Origin of the sequence: Corynebacterium sp. HMSC068H04 (genome assembly GCF_001811255.1) — a bacterium.
GTDB classification, from domain to species: domain Bacteria; phylum Actinomycetota; class Actinomycetes; order Mycobacteriales; family Mycobacteriaceae; genus Corynebacterium; species Corynebacterium hesseae.
In genome coordinates, this window is sequence record NZ_KV803997.1 from 141,093 (window position 1) to 156,902 (window position 15,810).

A 15,810-nucleotide genomic window follows, 5' to 3' on the forward strand; every position below is an offset into this window, starting at 1 on the left:
TAAGTCACTCATGAGCGAGAACACGTATGCTGCCGCCGGCGTCAACATTGAGGAAGGCGACCGCGCAGTAGAGCTAATCACCCCCCACGCCAAGCGCGCCACCCGCCCCGAGGTTATGGGCGGGCTCGGCGGATTCGCCGGCTTATTCAAGCTGGGGGAGTACAAGGAGCCGGTCCTTGCGGCTGGCTCTGATGGCGTAGGCACCAAGCTGGCCGTGGCCCAGGCCATGGACAAACACGACACCATCGGCATCGACCTCGTCGCCATGTGCGTGGACGATCTTGTCGTGTGCGGCGCTGAGCCGCTCTTCCTGCAGGACTACATCGCCGTGGGCGAGGTAGTGCCGGAAAAGGTAGCGGAGATTGTTAAGGGCATTGCTGAGGGCTGCGTCCAGGCTGGTGCAGCGCTCCTCGGCGGCGAGACCGCCGAGCACCCAGGGGTGATGGGTAAGGATGAATACGATGTCTCCGCTACTGCGGTTGGCGTTGTAGAGGCTGATGAGCTGCTCGGCCCGGATAAGGTGCGCGAAGGCGACGTTCTCATCGCCATGAAGTCCTCCGGCCTGCACTCCAACGGTTACTCCTTGGCGCGCTACGTGCTCCTGGAGCAAGCGGGTCTGCCGCTCGACGGCTACATGGAAGACCTAGGCCGCACCCTCGGCGAGGAACTTCTGGAGCCTACCCGCATCTACGCCAAGGACTGTCTGGCGCTGACATCGGAGTGCGCGGTGTCTACCTTCTGCCACGTCACCGGAGGCGGCCTTGCCGGCAACCTGGAGCGCGTCATCCCGGAGGGCCTGAGCGCTGAGGTGAGCCGTTCGACGTGGACTCCGGGCCAGATCTTCAAGACCATTTCTTCGGTGGGCAAGGTTGCCCTCGAGGAGATGGAGAAGACCTTCAACATGGGCGTTGGCATGATCGCCGTCGTTGCGCCGGAGGATCGCGAGCGAGCATTGGCTATGATGACCGCCCGCCACGTGGAGGCGTGGGAACTGGGCACCGTTCGTGCTGCCGAAGAGGGCGAGCCGCGCGTTGTCATGACCGGCGAGCACCCAGGGTTCTAAGTCCTGAGAAAAGGAACAAGGCCGGAGGCGCTTCCCTTTAAGAAGAGGGGGAGACGGCTCCGGCCTTTCGCTTAAGTGATGTACAGGGTGGGACAGTGACTCGCGCGCCTAGCGCGCGTCGGAATCATCCTCATCCCACTCATCCGAGTCCCAGCGATCTGCGTAGTCCTCGTAATCCGCGTACTCCGAGTATTGGTCTTCGTCCTCATCGTGGGAACGCTTGGAGTTCTGTGAGGCGAGCTCACGCTGGAGCGAATCCAGATCCATCTCGGGCGAATTGTACTTCAGCTGGCGTGCAACTTTGGTCTGCTTTGCCTTTGCGCGTCCGCGTCCCATGTGCATGACCCCCTTGAGGTGTGTAGGGCGGTCCAGGGATTCTTGGCCGCCCCATCGTCTTAGTCAGATATGTGTATGTTCCTGTAAGACACCATAGCCTGTGTGAAGAAAAAATTCCGAACTACCCCCCAGTGGTGCGTGGAAAAGTGCGCTAGCCCGCGGCCAACGGGCAGTGTGCATTTCGCCACTATTTTCCGCGCAGCCGGTCCACAGCGGCGCGTCCGGCCTTGGGGCCCTCGTCGGCGGGGATGGAGTCCGGCTCGACCGATGCCGCCACTGGACCAATGCTCAGATCCCCGTGGTTGAGGGCGCTGCGTTTCACTAGACCAAGCGCGATGGGGCCGTAATCGCAATCCTCGACCACGGTGCCGAGCTTGCCGACGCGCCGTCCCCCAAGCGTAATATCCGCTCCGCTTACGGGGAGCTCCGGAGCGGAGCCATCAAGGTACAGCATGACCAACAAGCGCGGAGAGCGCCCGAGGTTTTCTACGCGCGCGACCGTCTCCTGCCCGCGATAGCAGCCCTTCTCCAAATGCACGAACGCGGGGTTATCATTGCTGCGTCGGATCCACTGGGGAACCTCGTGGGCGATGGTTTTCGCATCGAGGTCAGCGGCCAATTCTGGTTCGCGTGCGCGCACTCGTTCGGCGGTGTAGGCCATGAGCCCCGCTAAACTTCCGCCTTGCTTTTCCAACTCTGTGACTGCTGTCTCCAGCTCACCCCGCGGTACGAGGAAATCCTGGCGCGGGCAGCCCGGCCAGTGCACGCAGCGCTCCATCACGGCGCTGGAAGGCTTCTGTAGCGGCTTGCCCAGCACGGTGATGATCGCCGCGTCCGCTTCCTTCACGGTGACCTGGGACCAGAAAATCATGGCGGTGAGGAAGTCCCGCAAAGATTCGAACTGGGCCGGTGGCACATCGAGGTAGAAGGTTTCCCCGTCGAAGGACAGGTCGATGTGGTGTAGGACGTGGCCCTGTATGTCTAGATCAAGGGCGCCGGCAGAGAATCCGGCGTCCGCGTCATCGAGCTTCTGGCTCAGGAGGTTGTGCAGGAAAGCCCGGGCATCGGGCCCGGAAACGGCAATGACCCGGCGTTGGGAACGGTCGATGATGGCGGAACCTGTCTCCACCGCGCGCTGCTCCACGAGGGGGTCGCCGTAGTGCCAGGGGATACCGGAGACGTCGACAAGCGTGGTGCCCTGGAACTCAGCGGCCCCGGGCCGGGAAAGAAGTGGCGAAGTATAACTCACGCCCTCCGATGGTAGGGCATAATCGGGTCTATGAGCCTTCAGCGTAGGAAAGAGCCGGTCATCTACGTCGTGGAACCGTTTGGAGGGTCGGTGCGGCGTCATATGCCGAACCTACCGTTGGTCTATTGGGACGATGCTGCGGTCACACGCGGTGACGGTATCTTCGAGTCCCTCCTCGTGCGTGACGGCAAGGCGGCCAATTTTCATCGCCACGCGGAGCGCTTCCGGCATTCCGCGCGTGCTCTCGATCTTCCGGAGCCACCCATCCACAAGTGGAAAGAAGCCACCGAGCTGGCCATCGCGGACTATTGTGGTCCCGCCGCCGGGGAAGGCGAGGACGGTTTAGCGCGAGAGGCCAAGTGCACGTGGACCTATACCCGCGGGCGGGCCTCGACTGGGGTGCCCACGGCATGGGTGGTGGTTCAGGAGATTCCGGATGACGTTGTGGCGCAGCGTGATACCGGCGTCAAGGTGATGAGCACGCCGCGTCTGTGGCAGGTGGCGGAAGAGCTGCCGGCGAAGACGCTGAATTATGCGGCCACGATGGCCACGCTGCGCCTGGCCCGCGAGCGTGGATTTGATGATGTGATCTTTACCGATCCCGATACGGGGCTGGTCTTGGAAGGGGCCACCTCCACCGTGGTGGCGGTCAAGGGTACAAAGCTGCGCACCCCGGCGGGCAAGGGAATACTGCCTGGCACCACGCAAGCTGCGCTCTTTGAGTATGCCTCTGAACAGGGATATCGCTGCAAGGCGAAGGAGCTGAATCTGCGCTACCTCGAGGAGGCTGACTCAGTGTGGCTCGTCTCCTCGGTGCGCACTGCGGTGCGTGTGACGCGCCTGAATGAAAAGAAGCTCAAGGCGCCGGCGAACGCGGAGAAGATACGCGCGCTGATCGACGCCGCCCTGGCACGCTAACTTCGCCGCACTGCTAATTAGCCAGCCACACGGGTGAGCTCGGCGGACATGTAAGGGCGCATTTCGCCGTCGACAAGCCGCTCATCCACCCAGCCGAGGTTGTTGTTCGGCATGAGGCCATACATGCGCTTGCCGGGGCCGAGGTTGGCGGGGCCGGTTTCGGTGACCATCGTGGACGCAGACTCGAGCTGCCAGGCGCGCTCGTTAAACAGCGAACCATAGAAGATCTCGTTGATGCCGTTGGACGAGGTATAGGTCATCTCAATCTCGTCCTTGAGTGAGATGCGCCAGAACCCGGACTCGCGGACATCGGGGCCAACCGGGTTGCCCTCGGAATCAATCTTCCAGGTGCGGGACGTATAGGTCAGGTAGTTCTCACCGTCGTGGGCGATGATGAGCTGCTGGCCAAAGGCGTACTGTTCACCGTCGGTGCTGTGGGCTTGGCCTTCCCCTTGCCATACACCGACGAGGGGGAGAAGCCCGAGCAGACCATCGTGCAGCGACGGGCCCTGACGCAAGTTCGCCGTCTCATCCGGCAGGGGATTATCTGCTACATCAACGGTGGGAATGTTGCGGGAGGCTGCATCCTTCCATGCCTCCGCTGCCTGGTTGACGGCCGCGTTGCCGTCTACCTTGGTGTTCTCCGGGTGGGTGTTTTCCGTGTTTTTCTCGCTATTTGTCTGTTCGCTCATGCTGCCCCAGCGTAGTCGTGGCAGCGCCGCGGAAACCACTAGGCTCCAGTAGTCTAGGGAGCCATGCGCGCTTTGCTGATTTCAAACCCTAATTCTACGAGCCAGAATGCGGCTCTCTTCCGAGAGGTTTTGCCCGTCATTCGGGAGGTGGATGGGTTGCAGCTGCTCGCTCGCTTCACGCACTACCCGGGCCACGCGGAAGACATGGTGCGCGGTATGACGCGGGAGGACTTTGACGTCATCCTGGTCTTCGGCGGCGATGGCACGGTCAATGAGATCGTCAACGGGTTGCTCGGCCCGGCGAATTCCGCACAGCGTCCTAGCCCCCAGGAGATCCCGGCGCTAGCGGTGATCCCTACTGGTTCAGCAAACGTCTTCGTCCGCGCCCTTGGTTTCCCCAATACCCCTGTCGAGGCGGCGCACGTGCTGGCCCGGATGCTGGAGCGAAATACCCGCCGCACCGTGTCGTTGGGTATGTGGAATGACCGGTGGTTTGCGGTCAATGCTGGTTTCGGGCTGGATGCAGACGTGCTGGCTCGCGTGGACCGTGCACGGGAGATGGGCTTTTCAGCCACCCCGCTGCGCTACCTGGCGGTGGCCTTTCAGGCCTATCAGCGCGCCCGCATCCGCCCACCGCGCATTAATGTGCGTGCGCGCTCGAGCTCGGGCGAAACCTTCGCGGCCGATGACGTTCCCGTCATGTTCACCTCCAACACCAACCCGTGGACCTTCCTGGGACCGCTGCCGGTGGTGACCAATCCGCGCAATTCCTTCGATCAGGGGCTTGGCCTTTTTGGCGTGTCGGATCTTGGCGGGATTGATGGTCTCGTGGGCGTTCTCCACCTGTTCGGCGTGGATCACCGTCACTGGTTGAATAAGGTCACGGATGCCCGCACGCTGCATTTTGAGGATGCCGTTGAGGTGGACTTGGTCTGCCCTAAGCCGCACCGCTTCCAAGCGGACGGGGAGTCGGAAGGCACCTTTACGGAGGTGCACTTGGAGTCGGAAGCAGACGCGCTGGAAGTCTTTGCTCCCATCGACCCGGCACCGCCCATTCACCGCAGCTTCCGCCGAGTCCTGCGAGATCTCATCCGTATTAAGTAGCCGGCGGTAGCAAAAGCCTGCGGTGCGGGTACCGCTGGTGCACCGTCGGCTTAGTTTTGCCTATTTTGACGCCAACTCGGCGGCGTCGTCGGCGCGCTGCCTACTTCGTTTGCGGTGTCTTGCGCTTTTTGCGCGGCATCCTCGACGGCCTTTTCCTCCGAACCGTCGATCTCCAGCGGGGAGAGCTGTGCTGTTTTCAGCGTAATGTTGCGTCGCTGTACCTCGAAGGTGATGGAGCCGCCGTGTAGTTTCACGGAGGTGGCTTGAGAAGGCAACGGGAGTTGGCGCGTGTCCAAGACCAGGCCGAAGGCCTTTTTCAAGCGTTCGTCATCAGTCCCGTAGACACTCATGCGAAATTCTGGGCCGACGAGGCGCAGCGTCACCGTCGCGGTGGACTTGGTGGTATCCCCCGGCAGCGTGCCGGTGAGCTCAGCTTCGGCGGAGGGCCCGCCGGTGGGGGACATATTATCGGGGTTGGCAATGGAGAGGTCAGTAATACCCAGCATGCGGCCCAAGGCCACTCCGTCGAGGCTGATGCTGCGCGTATAGGTGGATACCGGTGAGCCTTCCAGTTCGCCGCTGAAGAGTTGCTCGGGGCTAATTGTGATGTCGCGCAGTGTTGTGGAGGCATTGACCATGCCGAGTTTCGGAACTTCCACGTCGGAGGAGTTGACCTCCAGGTATGGAATCTCTTTGGTTAGCGCGGCAAGGGAGAAGGGGACGCCGCCGATGTAGACATTCGGGGTGTTTTCCAACTGGGAGCTGGCTTTCGCTTTCTGGGCCACGGTATGTTCTGCGTGCATCGCCACCGCTGAATCCGCCAGCCATGCTGTCAGGGCCACACCCGCAACGGCGGCAAGGCGTACGGCAGTGCGGTTGAGGTAGATGACAGTCACCCCTCTATTACTACCGCACGTAGGGTGGGAAGCATGAATATTGAGACCAAGACTCTGCCACAGAACCCAGATGTGGCCCAGCGCGTGGAGGAGCTGGCCACTGCTGCTGAAGCTCACGACGGCGTTGCGCCCCTCTCCGAGCAGTTTCTTTTAGGGCTCAGGGATGAACGCCTTGGGCACCATCATCTTCTCGCAATTGAAGATGGTGCGGTAGCTGGCGTGGCTGCCCTCGATGGGCAGACTGTAGAGCTCTTTGTTGACGTGGAACACCGTGGGCGAGGGGTAGGGCAGGCGCTTGTCGACGCCCTCCCAACCTCCCCCCAAATCTGGGCCTATGGCAATCTTCTCGCTGCGCAAGCGCTGGCGAAGCGCAACGAGATGGACGTCGTCAGGCGCCTGCTTGTCATGGCGATTGAGGGGCAGGACTTGCGCGCGGCCGAGGAAGCGCCGGCAACGGTTGATGGCCTAGAGATTCAGACCTACACCGAGTCAGTGGAGCGCTTCGGGCGCGGGCACGTCGAGGCGGAATGGGTACGCACGAACAATGAAGCCTTCTCGTGGCACCCGGAACAAGGAGGCTGGGATCTGGAGCGCCTGCACCGCGGGATGGAGGCAGAGTGGTTCGATCCGGCCGACGTGCTTTTTCTGTGGGATTCTCCGAATGACTCCCACAGCCACCCGGTAATGGCTGGCTTCCACTGGCTGAAGTGGCACGACGAGGCTACCCCAGCCTTCGGTGAGGTCTATGTTGTGGGATTGGGTGAGGACTATCGCGGGCGCGGGCTCGGTGGACCGCTGCTGAGCGCTGGGCTGCAGCGCATGGCGGCTAAAGGTGCGGACAAGGTCATCTTGTATGTCGAGGCTGATAACGCTCCGGCGGTAAAGGCCTACGAGCGTTTGGGCTTTGGCATCGCTGAGGAACACTGCGTCTGGGCGAAAAGTGGCTAGCCTCACCGGCTTTTGGTACAAGTTCACCGATTGTTCATCTCTTGATCCCTGTGGGGTTAACCCGCCCTGTATAGCTTTACAACCCGTGAGTTAATCGCGCTCGTCTCAAGAAGATTGCTCAAAGAAGAGCAGAGGGCGATTTGCTCGGACAATCATTCTCTTGTATCCGCACCGGAAAGGTTTCCCGTGATCCGCAACTTCAAGCGCACCGCCACTATCTTCGGCATCGTCGCCGCCACCTCCACCGTTCTCGTTGCCTGCTCTGAGTCCAACGAATCTGGCTCCGCTGAAGGCGGCTCCGATGGCGCAGAGGTTTCCGGCGACCTCTCTGGTGAGGGCGCATCCTCCCAGAAGTCCGCTATGTCCGTCTTTGAGAAGGCATTCCTGGAGGCATACCCGGATGCTAACTTCTCCTACACTTCTTCCGGCTCCGGCGCTGGTGTGAAGGCTTTCAACGGCGGCACCGTTGACTTCGCCGGTTCTGACTCCGCTCTGAAGGAAGATAAGGGCGAGGTTGAGGCCGCCAAGGAGCGTTGCGGTGGCAACGACGCATGGCACCTGCCGACGACCATTGGCCCCGTCGCCATCGCCTACAACCTGGGTGACACCGAGGTCAACCTCTCCACCGAAACCCTCGCCAAGATCTTCAAGGGCGAGATCACCAAGTGGAACGATGACGCCATCAAGGCTGAGAACGAGGGCACCGACCTTCCGGACAAGAACATCACCGTTATCTTCCGCTCTGACGAGTCCGGTACCTCCGATAACTTCCAGAAGTTCCTGAAGTCCGCTACCGGCAACTGGGACAGCGAAGGCAAGCAGTTCCCGGATTCTGTTGGTGAGGGTGCTAACGGTTCCTCCGGTGTGGCTGACCAGGTTGCCTCCATCGAGGGTGCTATCACCTACGTTGAGGCTGGCTACGCTCACCAGAAGGAAGCCGATGGCGTCAAGATTGCCAAGATTGACTTCGGCAACGGCCCGGTTGAGCTCAGCTCTGAGTCCGTCGGTGTGGCTCTCGACCACCTCGCTTTCAAGGAGACCAACTCCGAGCACGACATGGTCGTTGACTCCGACAAGCTCTTTGCTTCTAAGGATGAGGGCGCTTACCCGCTCATCCTGACCACCTACAACATCGTCTGCTCCGCTGGCTACGACGAGGAGACCTCCGCTCTGGTGAAGGCCTTCTTCAACACCGTCCTGGACAATCAGTCCGAGGAACTGGAGAAGGCAGGCTTCATCCCGGTTTCCGGTGACCACCTGGAGCGCCTGAAGGCAGCCGTCGAGGCTATCCAGTAAGAGCGCGTTACTACGCGGGCAGCTTTTAAGCCCCGTAGTTTCCGTTTGAATACACACTTCCGCCCCCAACCCGCCCTTCACGAGCGCTTTGGGGGCGGCAGCATGTCCCGTATTTTCATTGTTTCCGTTGAAAAGGATTCCCTAGTCTCATGGCAGACAACAATCTCACCACAGCGTCGTCCGTGAAGGAGGATGCCGTTTCAGCGACTCGCCCTAGCGCGCATGCGTCCGAGGCGGACGCCACCTCTACGCCCGCCGTCAAGTCCGGTGTGAAGCGCCCTGGTGATCGCATTTTTGAATTCCTGTCCACTGCGTCCGCAACGCTGATCACGGTGATGATCGCTGCCATCGCGGCCTTCCTGATCTGGCGTGCGGTTCCTTCTCTGTCCGTCAATGAGGGTGGCATTCTGGGCTTCTTCACCTACGGTGACCGTTGGGAGACCAACGACACCGATGCTATGAAGTTCGGTATCCCGACCATGTTCGGCCACACCGTCTTGATTTCCATCGTGGCTCTCATCATTGCGATGCCGGTCGCGCTCGGTATTGCCATCTTCCTGTCCAACTACGCGCCGGCCAAGCTGGTCAAGCCGTTGGGATTCTTGGTAGACATGCTCGCCGCCGTGCCGTCCATCGTGTACGGCCTGTGGGGCTGGCAGGTGCTCGGCCCTGCACTGTCCGGCTTCTACACCTGGCTGCACTCTTGGGCTGGTGGCTTCTTCCTCTTCAAGGTCTACGACAACTCCCCGAACTTTGCGACGGGCCGCAACGTCCTCACCGGTGGCATTGTTCTGGCGGTGATGATCCTGCCGATCATCGCTGCCACCGCCCGCGAGGTCTTTGTGCAGACCCCTCCCGGTCAGATCGAGTCCGCCTTGGCCCTCGGCGCCACCCGGTGGGAAGTCATCCGCATGACGGTTCTCCCCTTCGGTATGTCCGGCTACATCGCCGGCTCCATGCTGGGTCTGGGCCGCGCGCTGGGTGAGACCATGGCGCTGTACATGGTTGTCTCCCCGCTGGTGGACTTCCGCTTCTCGCTGTTCGACGGCGGTACCACCTTCGCAACGGCCATCGCCCTGGCGGCTGCTGAGTTCGGTAATGAGATGCGTGCCGGTGCGTATATCGCCGCAGGTCTCATGCTGTTCCTTCTGACCTTCTTGGTCAACGCTATTGCCCGTTCCATCGTGAAGAGCAAGTAAGGAGGGCTCAGAGATGACTACGACTACAACTTCCAACTCTGTCCCGGCATCTTCCGGCCCGACCTTCCTGGATATCTCCTCGAGCCGAAAGACCACCAATACTGTTGCCACCGTTCTCGTGTGGGCAACGATGATTATCGCCATGATCCCGCTGTTGTGGGTTCTCTTTGAGCTCATTTCTCGCGGTTCGGGCGCTATCCTGAGTCCCGAATGGTGGACCCACTCCCAGCGCGGAATCCTTGATACCGAGGCTGGCGGCGGTGCGCTCCACGCTATTATCGGTACCTTTGTGCAGACCGTCATCGCGACCGTCATTTCCGTTCCGATCGGCATCTTCACCGCGATTTACCTGGTGGAGTACTCTCGCGGTGGAACGCTGAGCCGCCTTACTACTTTCATGGTGGACATCCTCTCCGGTGTGCCTTCCATTGTTGCGGCCCTGTTCATCTTCGCCATGTGGATTACTCTGTTCGGCTTCAAGCGTTCCGGTATGGCGGTGGCGTTATCGCTTGTGCTCCTGATGATTCCGATTGTGGTCCGCAATACCGAAGAGATGCTCCGCGTGGTCCCGATGGATCTGCGTGAGGCTTCCTATGCTCTCGGTGTGCCGAAGTGGAAAACCATCGCGCGCATCGTTCTGCCGACCGCGCTGTCCGGCATCGTCACCGGCATCATGCTGGCCGTGGCCCGCATCATGGGTGAGTCCGCGCCGGTGCTGGTGTTGGTGGGCTCCACCTCCTCCATCAACTGGGACGCACTCAAGGGTGCGCAGTCCTCGTTGCCGTTGATGATGCTGGATATGTACAAGTCCGGCGCTGATCCGGCCGTCCTAGACAAGCTGTGGGGTGCCGCCCTGACGTTGGTTCTCCTCATCGCGATTCTCAACATTGGCGCGCGCATCGTTTCGGCGAAGTTCTCCGTCAAGAAGTAACCGTACTCACTTTCTACCTACCCCAAAGGAGCACTACTCATGTCCAAGCTTGAGCTCAACGACGTGAACATCTACTACGGTGACTTCCACGCCGTACAGAACGTCAACATGCAGATCCCGGCGAAGGCCGTGACTGCCTTCATCGGCCCTTCCGGCTGTGGTAAGTCCACAGTCCTGCGCACCCTCAACCGCATGCACGAGGTCATCCCTGGTGCTTATGTCAAGGGTGAGATTCTCCTGGACGGCCAGAACATCTACGGGCCGAAGGTCGATCCGGTGTCCGTTCGCAATACCATCGGCATGGTCTTCCAGAAGGCCAACCCGTTCCCGACGATGTCCATTGAGGATAACGTTGTTGCCGGCCTGAAGCTGTCCGGCGAGAAGAACAAGAAGAAGCTGAAGGAAGTCGCCGAGAAGTCCTTGCGCGGCGCCAACCTTTGGGATGAGGTTAAGGACCGCCTGGACAAGCCGGGCGGCGGCCTGTCCGGCGGACAGCAGCAGCGTCTGTGCATTGCTCGCGCGATTGCCGTGGAGCCGGAAGTCCTGCTCATGGACGAGCCCTGCTCGGCGCTCGACCCGATTTCCACCTTGGCCGTGGAGGACCTGATCCATGAGCTGAAGGAAAACTTCACCATCGTTATCGTTACCCACAACATGCAGCAGGCAGCCCGCGTGTCGGACAAGACCGGCTTCTTCTCCCTGGAAGCCACCGGCCGTCCTGGCCACCTGGTGGAGTTCGATGACACCACGAAGATCTTCGAAAACCCCGCCAAGAAGGATACTGAGGATTACATCTCTGGCCGCTTCGGCTAAACACTGACAGCGCCGAAAGCCGGCACCTCTTCTAAAGGTCTAGAAGAGGTGCCGGCTTTGTGCATGCACTGTGCGCTAGGTGTGGCGAGCGGTAGGGGCTAGCGGTGAAACTGGCGCTCCAGCTCCGCCATGCGGGCCTCCAGCTCTGCCTCTCGTAGCTCCTGATCACGCTTGCGCATGTAGCGGTCGGGGTCCAAGCCCGTTGCCAGGTAAATGATGCGGCCGGCAGCTGCTGCGCAATGATCGGCGAAACGCTCGTAGTAGCGCGAAAGCTGCGAGGTTTCCACGGCCTGGCGCACCGTTCCTTTCCACTCGCGCTGCGTCAACATACGAAGCAGGTGTTGGTTGATGTCATCGACGGCGTCGTCGTCCTCGGTCAAACGGAGCGCCAGCTCCGGATCGCGGGTGATGAGGATGTCTTTGAGGCCTAAGGACATGTCGAGAACGAGGCGGGCGTATTCCTCGAAATAGCCCATAATGTCTGGCGGAACAACTGATTCAGGGTGGCGGCGGCGGGCGCTGGTGGCAATGTGCTGAGACAAGCGGCCCATGCGGTAAAAATCTTCCACAATATAGATGGAAGCGATGACCTGGCGCAGATCCTTGGCCATCGGGTTCTCCAAGGCCAGAAGGGACACCGCACGGTCTTCGCAGCGCGAGCGGACTTCATCCAACTCATCGCGCAACGACAAGGCCTCTTCGGCTGGTTGCAGGGAGGATTCGATTAATGCCTGAGAGGCAAGAGTCATCAGCTTATGAACCGCAGTGCTCATGATGATGAGGTCATGGGCAAAGTTGTCCAACTGTTCACGGTAGGCAGCGCGCATGTCACGTACTTTAGCTGAACAATTGGTCTAGTGCCTGTCGAGCGACACAAAAGGGGTTTTCGTGGCTAGCCGCCGGAATGCATAATCTCCGCGCCTTCCGGAACGGTTGCGTCCTCCGGATCGTCGAGCCAGCCCTCGGGAAGGACTACCTTGGCGGGCGAACCCTGGCGGCCGCGGGCGCCATCGGCATCGTCGGCAAGCGCAGGCGAATCCGCCCACGGCTCGAGCAGCTCCCGGAGATCGTCGAGGGAGTTCACGCGGGACAGGCCAGCACGGACCTGACCTCCCACGGGAAAACCGCGCAGGTACCAGCCGATGTGCTTGCGGATATCGCGGCTGGCCTGGTCCTCGCCCTCGTGCTGCGCCAGCAGTTCTGCGTGGCGAATCATGATCTGCGTGACCTCACCCAACGTGGGCTCGGCCGGCACCGGCTCGCCGCGGAGGTGGGCGGAGAGCTCCGCAAAGAGCCAAGGACGGCCCAGACAACCTCGCCCCACGACGACGCCGTCGCAGCCCGTTTGTTCCATCATGGCGTGGGCATCCGTGGCTTTGAAAATATCGCCGTTTCCCAAGACAGGAACACCGGTATGGGCCAAGTGCTCCTTAAGGCGCGCAATTTCATTCCAGTCCGCATGGCCCGAGTAGCGTTGCGCGGCGGTACGTCCGTGGAGCGCGACTGCCGACGCCCCTTCTTCCACCGCAATGCGGCCGGCGTCGAGGTGCGTGTGGTGCTCATCGTCGATGCCCACGCGCATTTTCACGGTGACCGGGATATCGGTGCCCTCTGTGGCCTTGACCGCTGCGGCGACGATGTTGCCAAAGAGGCGGCGCTTATAGGGGAGTGCGGAGCCTCCGCCGCGGCGCGTGACCTTGGGAACCGGGCAGCCAAAGTTCATATCGATGTGGTCAGCCAGATTCTCATCCACGATCATCTTCGCAGCCTTGTAGGTGTACTCCGGATCGACGGTGTACAGCTGCAACGAGCGCGGATTCTCCTGTGGATCGAAAGTGGTCATGTGCAGCGTCTTGGGATTTCGCTCTACCAAGGCGCGGGCGGTAACCATTTCGCAGACATAAAGGCCGGAGACGGTGCCGGTCTTCGCTATCTCTTGCTCGCGACACAGCACGCGAAAGGCCACGTTGGTCACGCCCGCCATGGGGGCGAGGACAACGGGGGAGTTGAGCTGGATTTTTCCGATAGCAAGAGTCACGCCGCCAATTGTGCGCGGAAAGAGCCTGGGGTGGCAAATTCTCACGAGGAAAGTGAGGGGTGCACACAGTTTGGGGCAGAGTGCGGTAAATCCTCCACCGATTCGCTAGTGTGGTGCATGTAACTAACAGGAAAGGACCGTAACGTAGGTCGTTTCTGCACATAAAAGGAGGACTAATGTCTGAGAGAATTGCATACGCACCGTTTGAGAAGCTCGTGATGAGCGCTGACGAGGCCGCAAAGTTCGTCAACCACGGTGACCGTGTGGGAATCTCCGGCTTTACCGGCGCTGGCTACCCTAAGGCGCTGCCGACCGCCATCGCGGAGAAGGCGAAGGCAGCTCATGAGGCGGGCGAGGAGTTCAAGATCGATGTTTTCTCCGGTGCCTCTACCGCTCCGGACTGTGATGGTGTGTTGGCTGAGGCAGACGCCATCCGCTTCCGCTCTCCGTATAACTCTGACCCGGTTTTGCGCGGCCGCTTCAACGACGGCTCCGCCCTGTACCAGGACATCCACCTCTCGCACTCTGGCCAGCAGGTGGAAGAGGGCTTCTACGGTGACTTCCAGGTAGCCATTATTGAGGCCGTTCGTATTGACGAGAACGGAAATATCGTTCCGTCCTCCGCTGTGGGCAACAACCTCGAATACATCGATGCCGCCGACAAGATCATCATTGAGATCAACGAGTGGCAGTCCCTCAACCTCGAGGGCATGCACGATATCTACAAGATCGAGAAGCTGCCGAACCGCCAGCCAATCCCGATTACCAAGCCGGCTGACCGCGTCGGTACCACCTACATCGAGATTCCGGAGGAGAAGGTCGTGGCTGTGGTCAAGACCAATGCCCCGGACCGCAACGCTCCGTTCAAGGCCCCGGATGAGGTTTCTGAGAAGATTGCTGCGAACTTCATCGAGTTCCTCGAGGGTGAGGTTGCTGCCGGCCGCCTAGAGTATGACAAGTTCATCATGCAGTCCGGTGTGGGCAACGTCCCGAACGCCGTGATGGCAGGCCTGTTGGACTCCAAGTTCGAAAACATTCAGGCCTATACCGAGGTTATCCAGGACGGCATGTTGGATCTTATCGACGCCGGCAAGATGACCGTCGCCTCCGCAACCTCCTTCGCCCTGTCCCCGGAGTACGCGGACAAGATGAACGCTGAGGCTGATCGCTACGCCAAGCACATCATCCTGCGCCCGCAGCAGGTATCCAACCACCCGGAGGTTATTCGCCGCGTGGGCCTGATTTCTTCCAACGGCATGATTGAAGGCGATATCTACGGCAACATCAACTCCACCAACGTCTCCGGCTCCCGCATCATGAACGGTACCGGCGGCTCGGGTGACTTCACCCGTAACGCCTACATCTCCACCTTCGTCTCCCCGTCGGTGGCCAAGGGCGGCGCTATCTCCGCTATCGTGCCTTTCGTTTCTCACACCGACCACACCGAGCACGACACCATGGTCATCATCACCGAGTATGGCGTTGCGGACCTGCGCGGTTTGGCCCCGAAGGAGCGCGTGGAGAAGGTCATCGCCGTGGCTCACCCGGATTACCGCCCGATGTTGGAGGAGTATTTCGAGCGCGCCAAGGCTAACAAGTTCCAGCACACCCCGCACGACCTGAAGACGGCCTTCGACTTCCAGGTGAACTTCATGGAGAAGGGTGACATGCGCGGCTAAGTCTTAGACCCGCAAGGCCGTGGCCCTTACCGCTGAAGGTGAGGGCCATTTCCTTTTCTTTGGTGCCACCGGCTAGGATAGGTGAGCGTTGGGCCTTTAGCTCAGTTGGTAGAGCTACGGACTTTTAATCCGCAGGTCGTGGGTTCGATCCCCACAGGGCCCACAAAAAGAGCCGCCTTCGGGCGGCTCTTTTTTGTTTTGGGGCCCAAGCGCAGGGCTGGGTTCAGGCTTAAGGGACATTTCGTGTGGATTTAGGAGCGTCCGGCCCAGCCTTTTCTTATGCCTAAGCTGGGGTTCCACTCGTTGTCGATATGGGTGTCGAATGTGGCAGGTCGCCCGTCTGGGTGGCCGCGTCGTGTGAGCTCTTCTTTCGTCTAGGCCGCGTATGCCGCTTCTCCCCATTGCGTCCAAACTCTTGATGCCTGGCTAGGTCCAGTGGATGTACAGGGGCTTCGGTGCGGACGTCACCATAGGAATTGACCTAACCGCTCCAGCCGCGGCTTACCTACCACAGACCTAGGACTATCCGGTGTTGATTTCACCGATCAGGCTGTTGGAACCAATTTAGAATCAAGATCACTGCATTATCCCAGGCTGCCCCGGGAATCCGTATCGATTTATCCACACGAAATGTCCCTTAAGCCTGGG

At 60.4% G+C, this 15,810-nt stretch carries 15 protein-coding genes, 1 tRNA gene and 1 pseudogene; 10 read left to right on the forward strand and 7 right to left on the reverse strand.

Annotation, left to right across the window (positions count from 1 at the left end):
- Positions 1–10 precede the first annotated feature (10 nt).
- Positions 11–1,063 carry a phosphoribosylformylglycinamidine cyclo-ligase gene (purM, locus tag HMPREF2792_RS07325; RefSeq protein ID WP_070522927.1) on the forward strand — a complete coding sequence of 351 codons (1,053 nt, stop codon included), beginning with the start codon at positions 11–13 and terminating at the stop codon, positions 1,061–1,063.
- A 108-nt stretch (positions 1,064–1,171) separates the two neighbouring features.
- Here the strand turns inward: purM and HMPREF2792_RS07330 are convergent, their stop codons facing one another.
- Entirely contained in the window at positions 1,172–1,399 is a 228-nt protein-coding gene (locus HMPREF2792_RS07330; RefSeq protein ID WP_070532434.1) for a DUF3073 domain-containing protein, read from the reverse strand.
- 187 nt (positions 1,400–1,586) lie between these two features.
- Entirely contained in the window at positions 1,587–2,648 is a 1,062-nt protein-coding gene (locus HMPREF2792_RS07335; RefSeq protein ID WP_070532382.1) for a CAF17-like 4Fe-4S cluster assembly/insertion protein YgfZ, read from the reverse strand.
- Between the two features lie 30 nt (positions 2,649–2,678).
- On the opposite strand from HMPREF2792_RS07335, the gene HMPREF2792_RS07340 reads away from it, so the two are divergent.
- Positions 2,679–3,566, forward strand: coding sequence for an aminodeoxychorismate lyase (locus HMPREF2792_RS07340; protein ID WP_070522936.1), 888 nt, complete (start codon positions 2,679–2,681; stop codon positions 3,564–3,566).
- A 17-nt stretch (positions 3,567–3,583) separates the two neighbouring features.
- On the opposite strand, the gene HMPREF2792_RS07345 is transcribed toward HMPREF2792_RS07340, so the two are convergent.
- Entirely contained in the window at positions 3,584–4,258 is a 675-nt protein-coding gene (locus tag HMPREF2792_RS07345) for a heme-binding beta-barrel domain-containing protein (RefSeq protein ID WP_070522940.1), read from the reverse strand.
- A gap of 63 nt (positions 4,259–4,321) precedes the next feature.
- On the opposite strand from HMPREF2792_RS07345, the gene HMPREF2792_RS07350 reads away from it, so the two are divergent.
- Positions 4,322–5,362, forward strand: a complete 1,041-nt coding sequence (locus tag HMPREF2792_RS07350) for a diacylglycerol/lipid kinase family protein (RefSeq protein WP_070532383.1) — start codon at positions 4,322–4,324, stop codon at positions 5,360–5,362.
- 50 nt (positions 5,363–5,412) lie between these two features.
- On the opposite strand, the gene HMPREF2792_RS07355 is transcribed toward HMPREF2792_RS07350, so the two are convergent.
- Entirely contained in the window at positions 5,413–6,258 is an 846-nt protein-coding gene (locus HMPREF2792_RS07355) for an LmeA family phospholipid-binding protein (RefSeq protein ID WP_070532386.1), read from the reverse strand.
- Positions 6,259–6,291: 33 nt separating this feature from the next.
- On the opposite strand from HMPREF2792_RS07355, the gene mshD reads away from it, so the two are divergent.
- The 5 genes from mshD (at position 6,292) to pstB (ending at position 11,445) form a co-directional block, all read left to right on the forward strand.
- Positions 6,292–7,206 carry a mycothiol synthase gene (gene mshD / locus HMPREF2792_RS07360; protein ID WP_070532388.1) on the forward strand — a complete coding sequence of 305 codons (915 nt, stop codon included), beginning with the start codon at positions 6,292–6,294 and terminating at the stop codon, positions 7,204–7,206.
- Positions 7,207–7,392: 186 nt separating this feature from the next.
- Complete coding sequence (gene pstS, locus HMPREF2792_RS07365) at positions 7,393–8,502, forward strand: phosphate ABC transporter substrate-binding protein PstS (RefSeq protein ID WP_070532391.1); 1,110 nt, start codon at positions 7,393–7,395, stop codon at positions 8,500–8,502.
- Between the two features lie 149 nt (positions 8,503–8,651).
- Entirely contained in the window at positions 8,652–9,701 is a 1,050-nt protein-coding gene (pstC, locus tag HMPREF2792_RS07370; RefSeq protein WP_070522957.1) for a phosphate ABC transporter permease subunit PstC, read from the forward strand.
- Positions 9,702–9,714: 13 nt separating this feature from the next.
- On the forward strand, positions 9,715–10,632 hold the full coding sequence (gene pstA / locus HMPREF2792_RS07375) for a phosphate ABC transporter permease PstA (protein ID WP_070522961.1): 918 nt from the start codon (positions 9,715–9,717) through the stop codon (positions 10,630–10,632).
- Positions 10,633–10,671: 39 nt separating this feature from the next.
- On the forward strand, positions 10,672–11,445 hold the full coding sequence (pstB, locus tag HMPREF2792_RS07380) for a phosphate ABC transporter ATP-binding protein PstB (protein ID WP_070532392.1): 774 nt from the start codon (positions 10,672–10,674) through the stop codon (positions 11,443–11,445).
- 98 nt (positions 11,446–11,543) lie between these two features.
- Here pstB and phoU read toward each other — a convergent pair whose 3' ends face one another.
- Together phoU and dusB are read right to left on the reverse strand one after the other, a co-directional pair.
- Positions 11,544–12,272 carry a phosphate signaling complex protein PhoU gene (gene phoU, locus HMPREF2792_RS07385; RefSeq protein WP_070532395.1) on the reverse strand — a complete coding sequence of 243 codons (729 nt, stop codon included), beginning with the start codon at positions 12,270–12,272 and terminating at the stop codon, positions 11,544–11,546.
- 65 nt (positions 12,273–12,337) lie between these two features.
- The gene (gene dusB / locus HMPREF2792_RS07390; RefSeq protein WP_070532398.1) at positions 12,338–13,483 is read right to left on the reverse strand and encodes a tRNA dihydrouridine synthase DusB; all 1,146 of its coding nucleotides are present in this window, start codon (positions 13,481–13,483) and stop codon (positions 12,338–12,340) included.
- Positions 13,484–13,659: 176 nt separating this feature from the next.
- Here dusB and HMPREF2792_RS07395 point away from each other — a divergent pair, with 176 nt between their 5' ends.
- Positions 13,660–15,162: an acetyl-CoA hydrolase/transferase family protein gene (locus HMPREF2792_RS07395; RefSeq protein ID WP_070522973.1), complete on the forward strand. Its 1,503-nt coding sequence runs from the start codon at positions 13,660–13,662 to the stop codon at positions 15,160–15,162.
- Between the two features lie 90 nt (positions 15,163–15,252).
- Positions 15,253–15,325, forward strand: a tRNA-Lys gene (locus HMPREF2792_RS07400).
- Between the two features lie 88 nt (positions 15,326–15,413).
- Here the strand turns inward: HMPREF2792_RS07400 and HMPREF2792_RS12645 are convergent.
- A pseudogene (locus tag HMPREF2792_RS12645) lies at positions 15,414–15,619 on the reverse strand (IS256 family transposase); the annotation flags it as partial.
- Between the last annotated feature and the right edge of the window lie 191 nt (positions 15,620–15,810).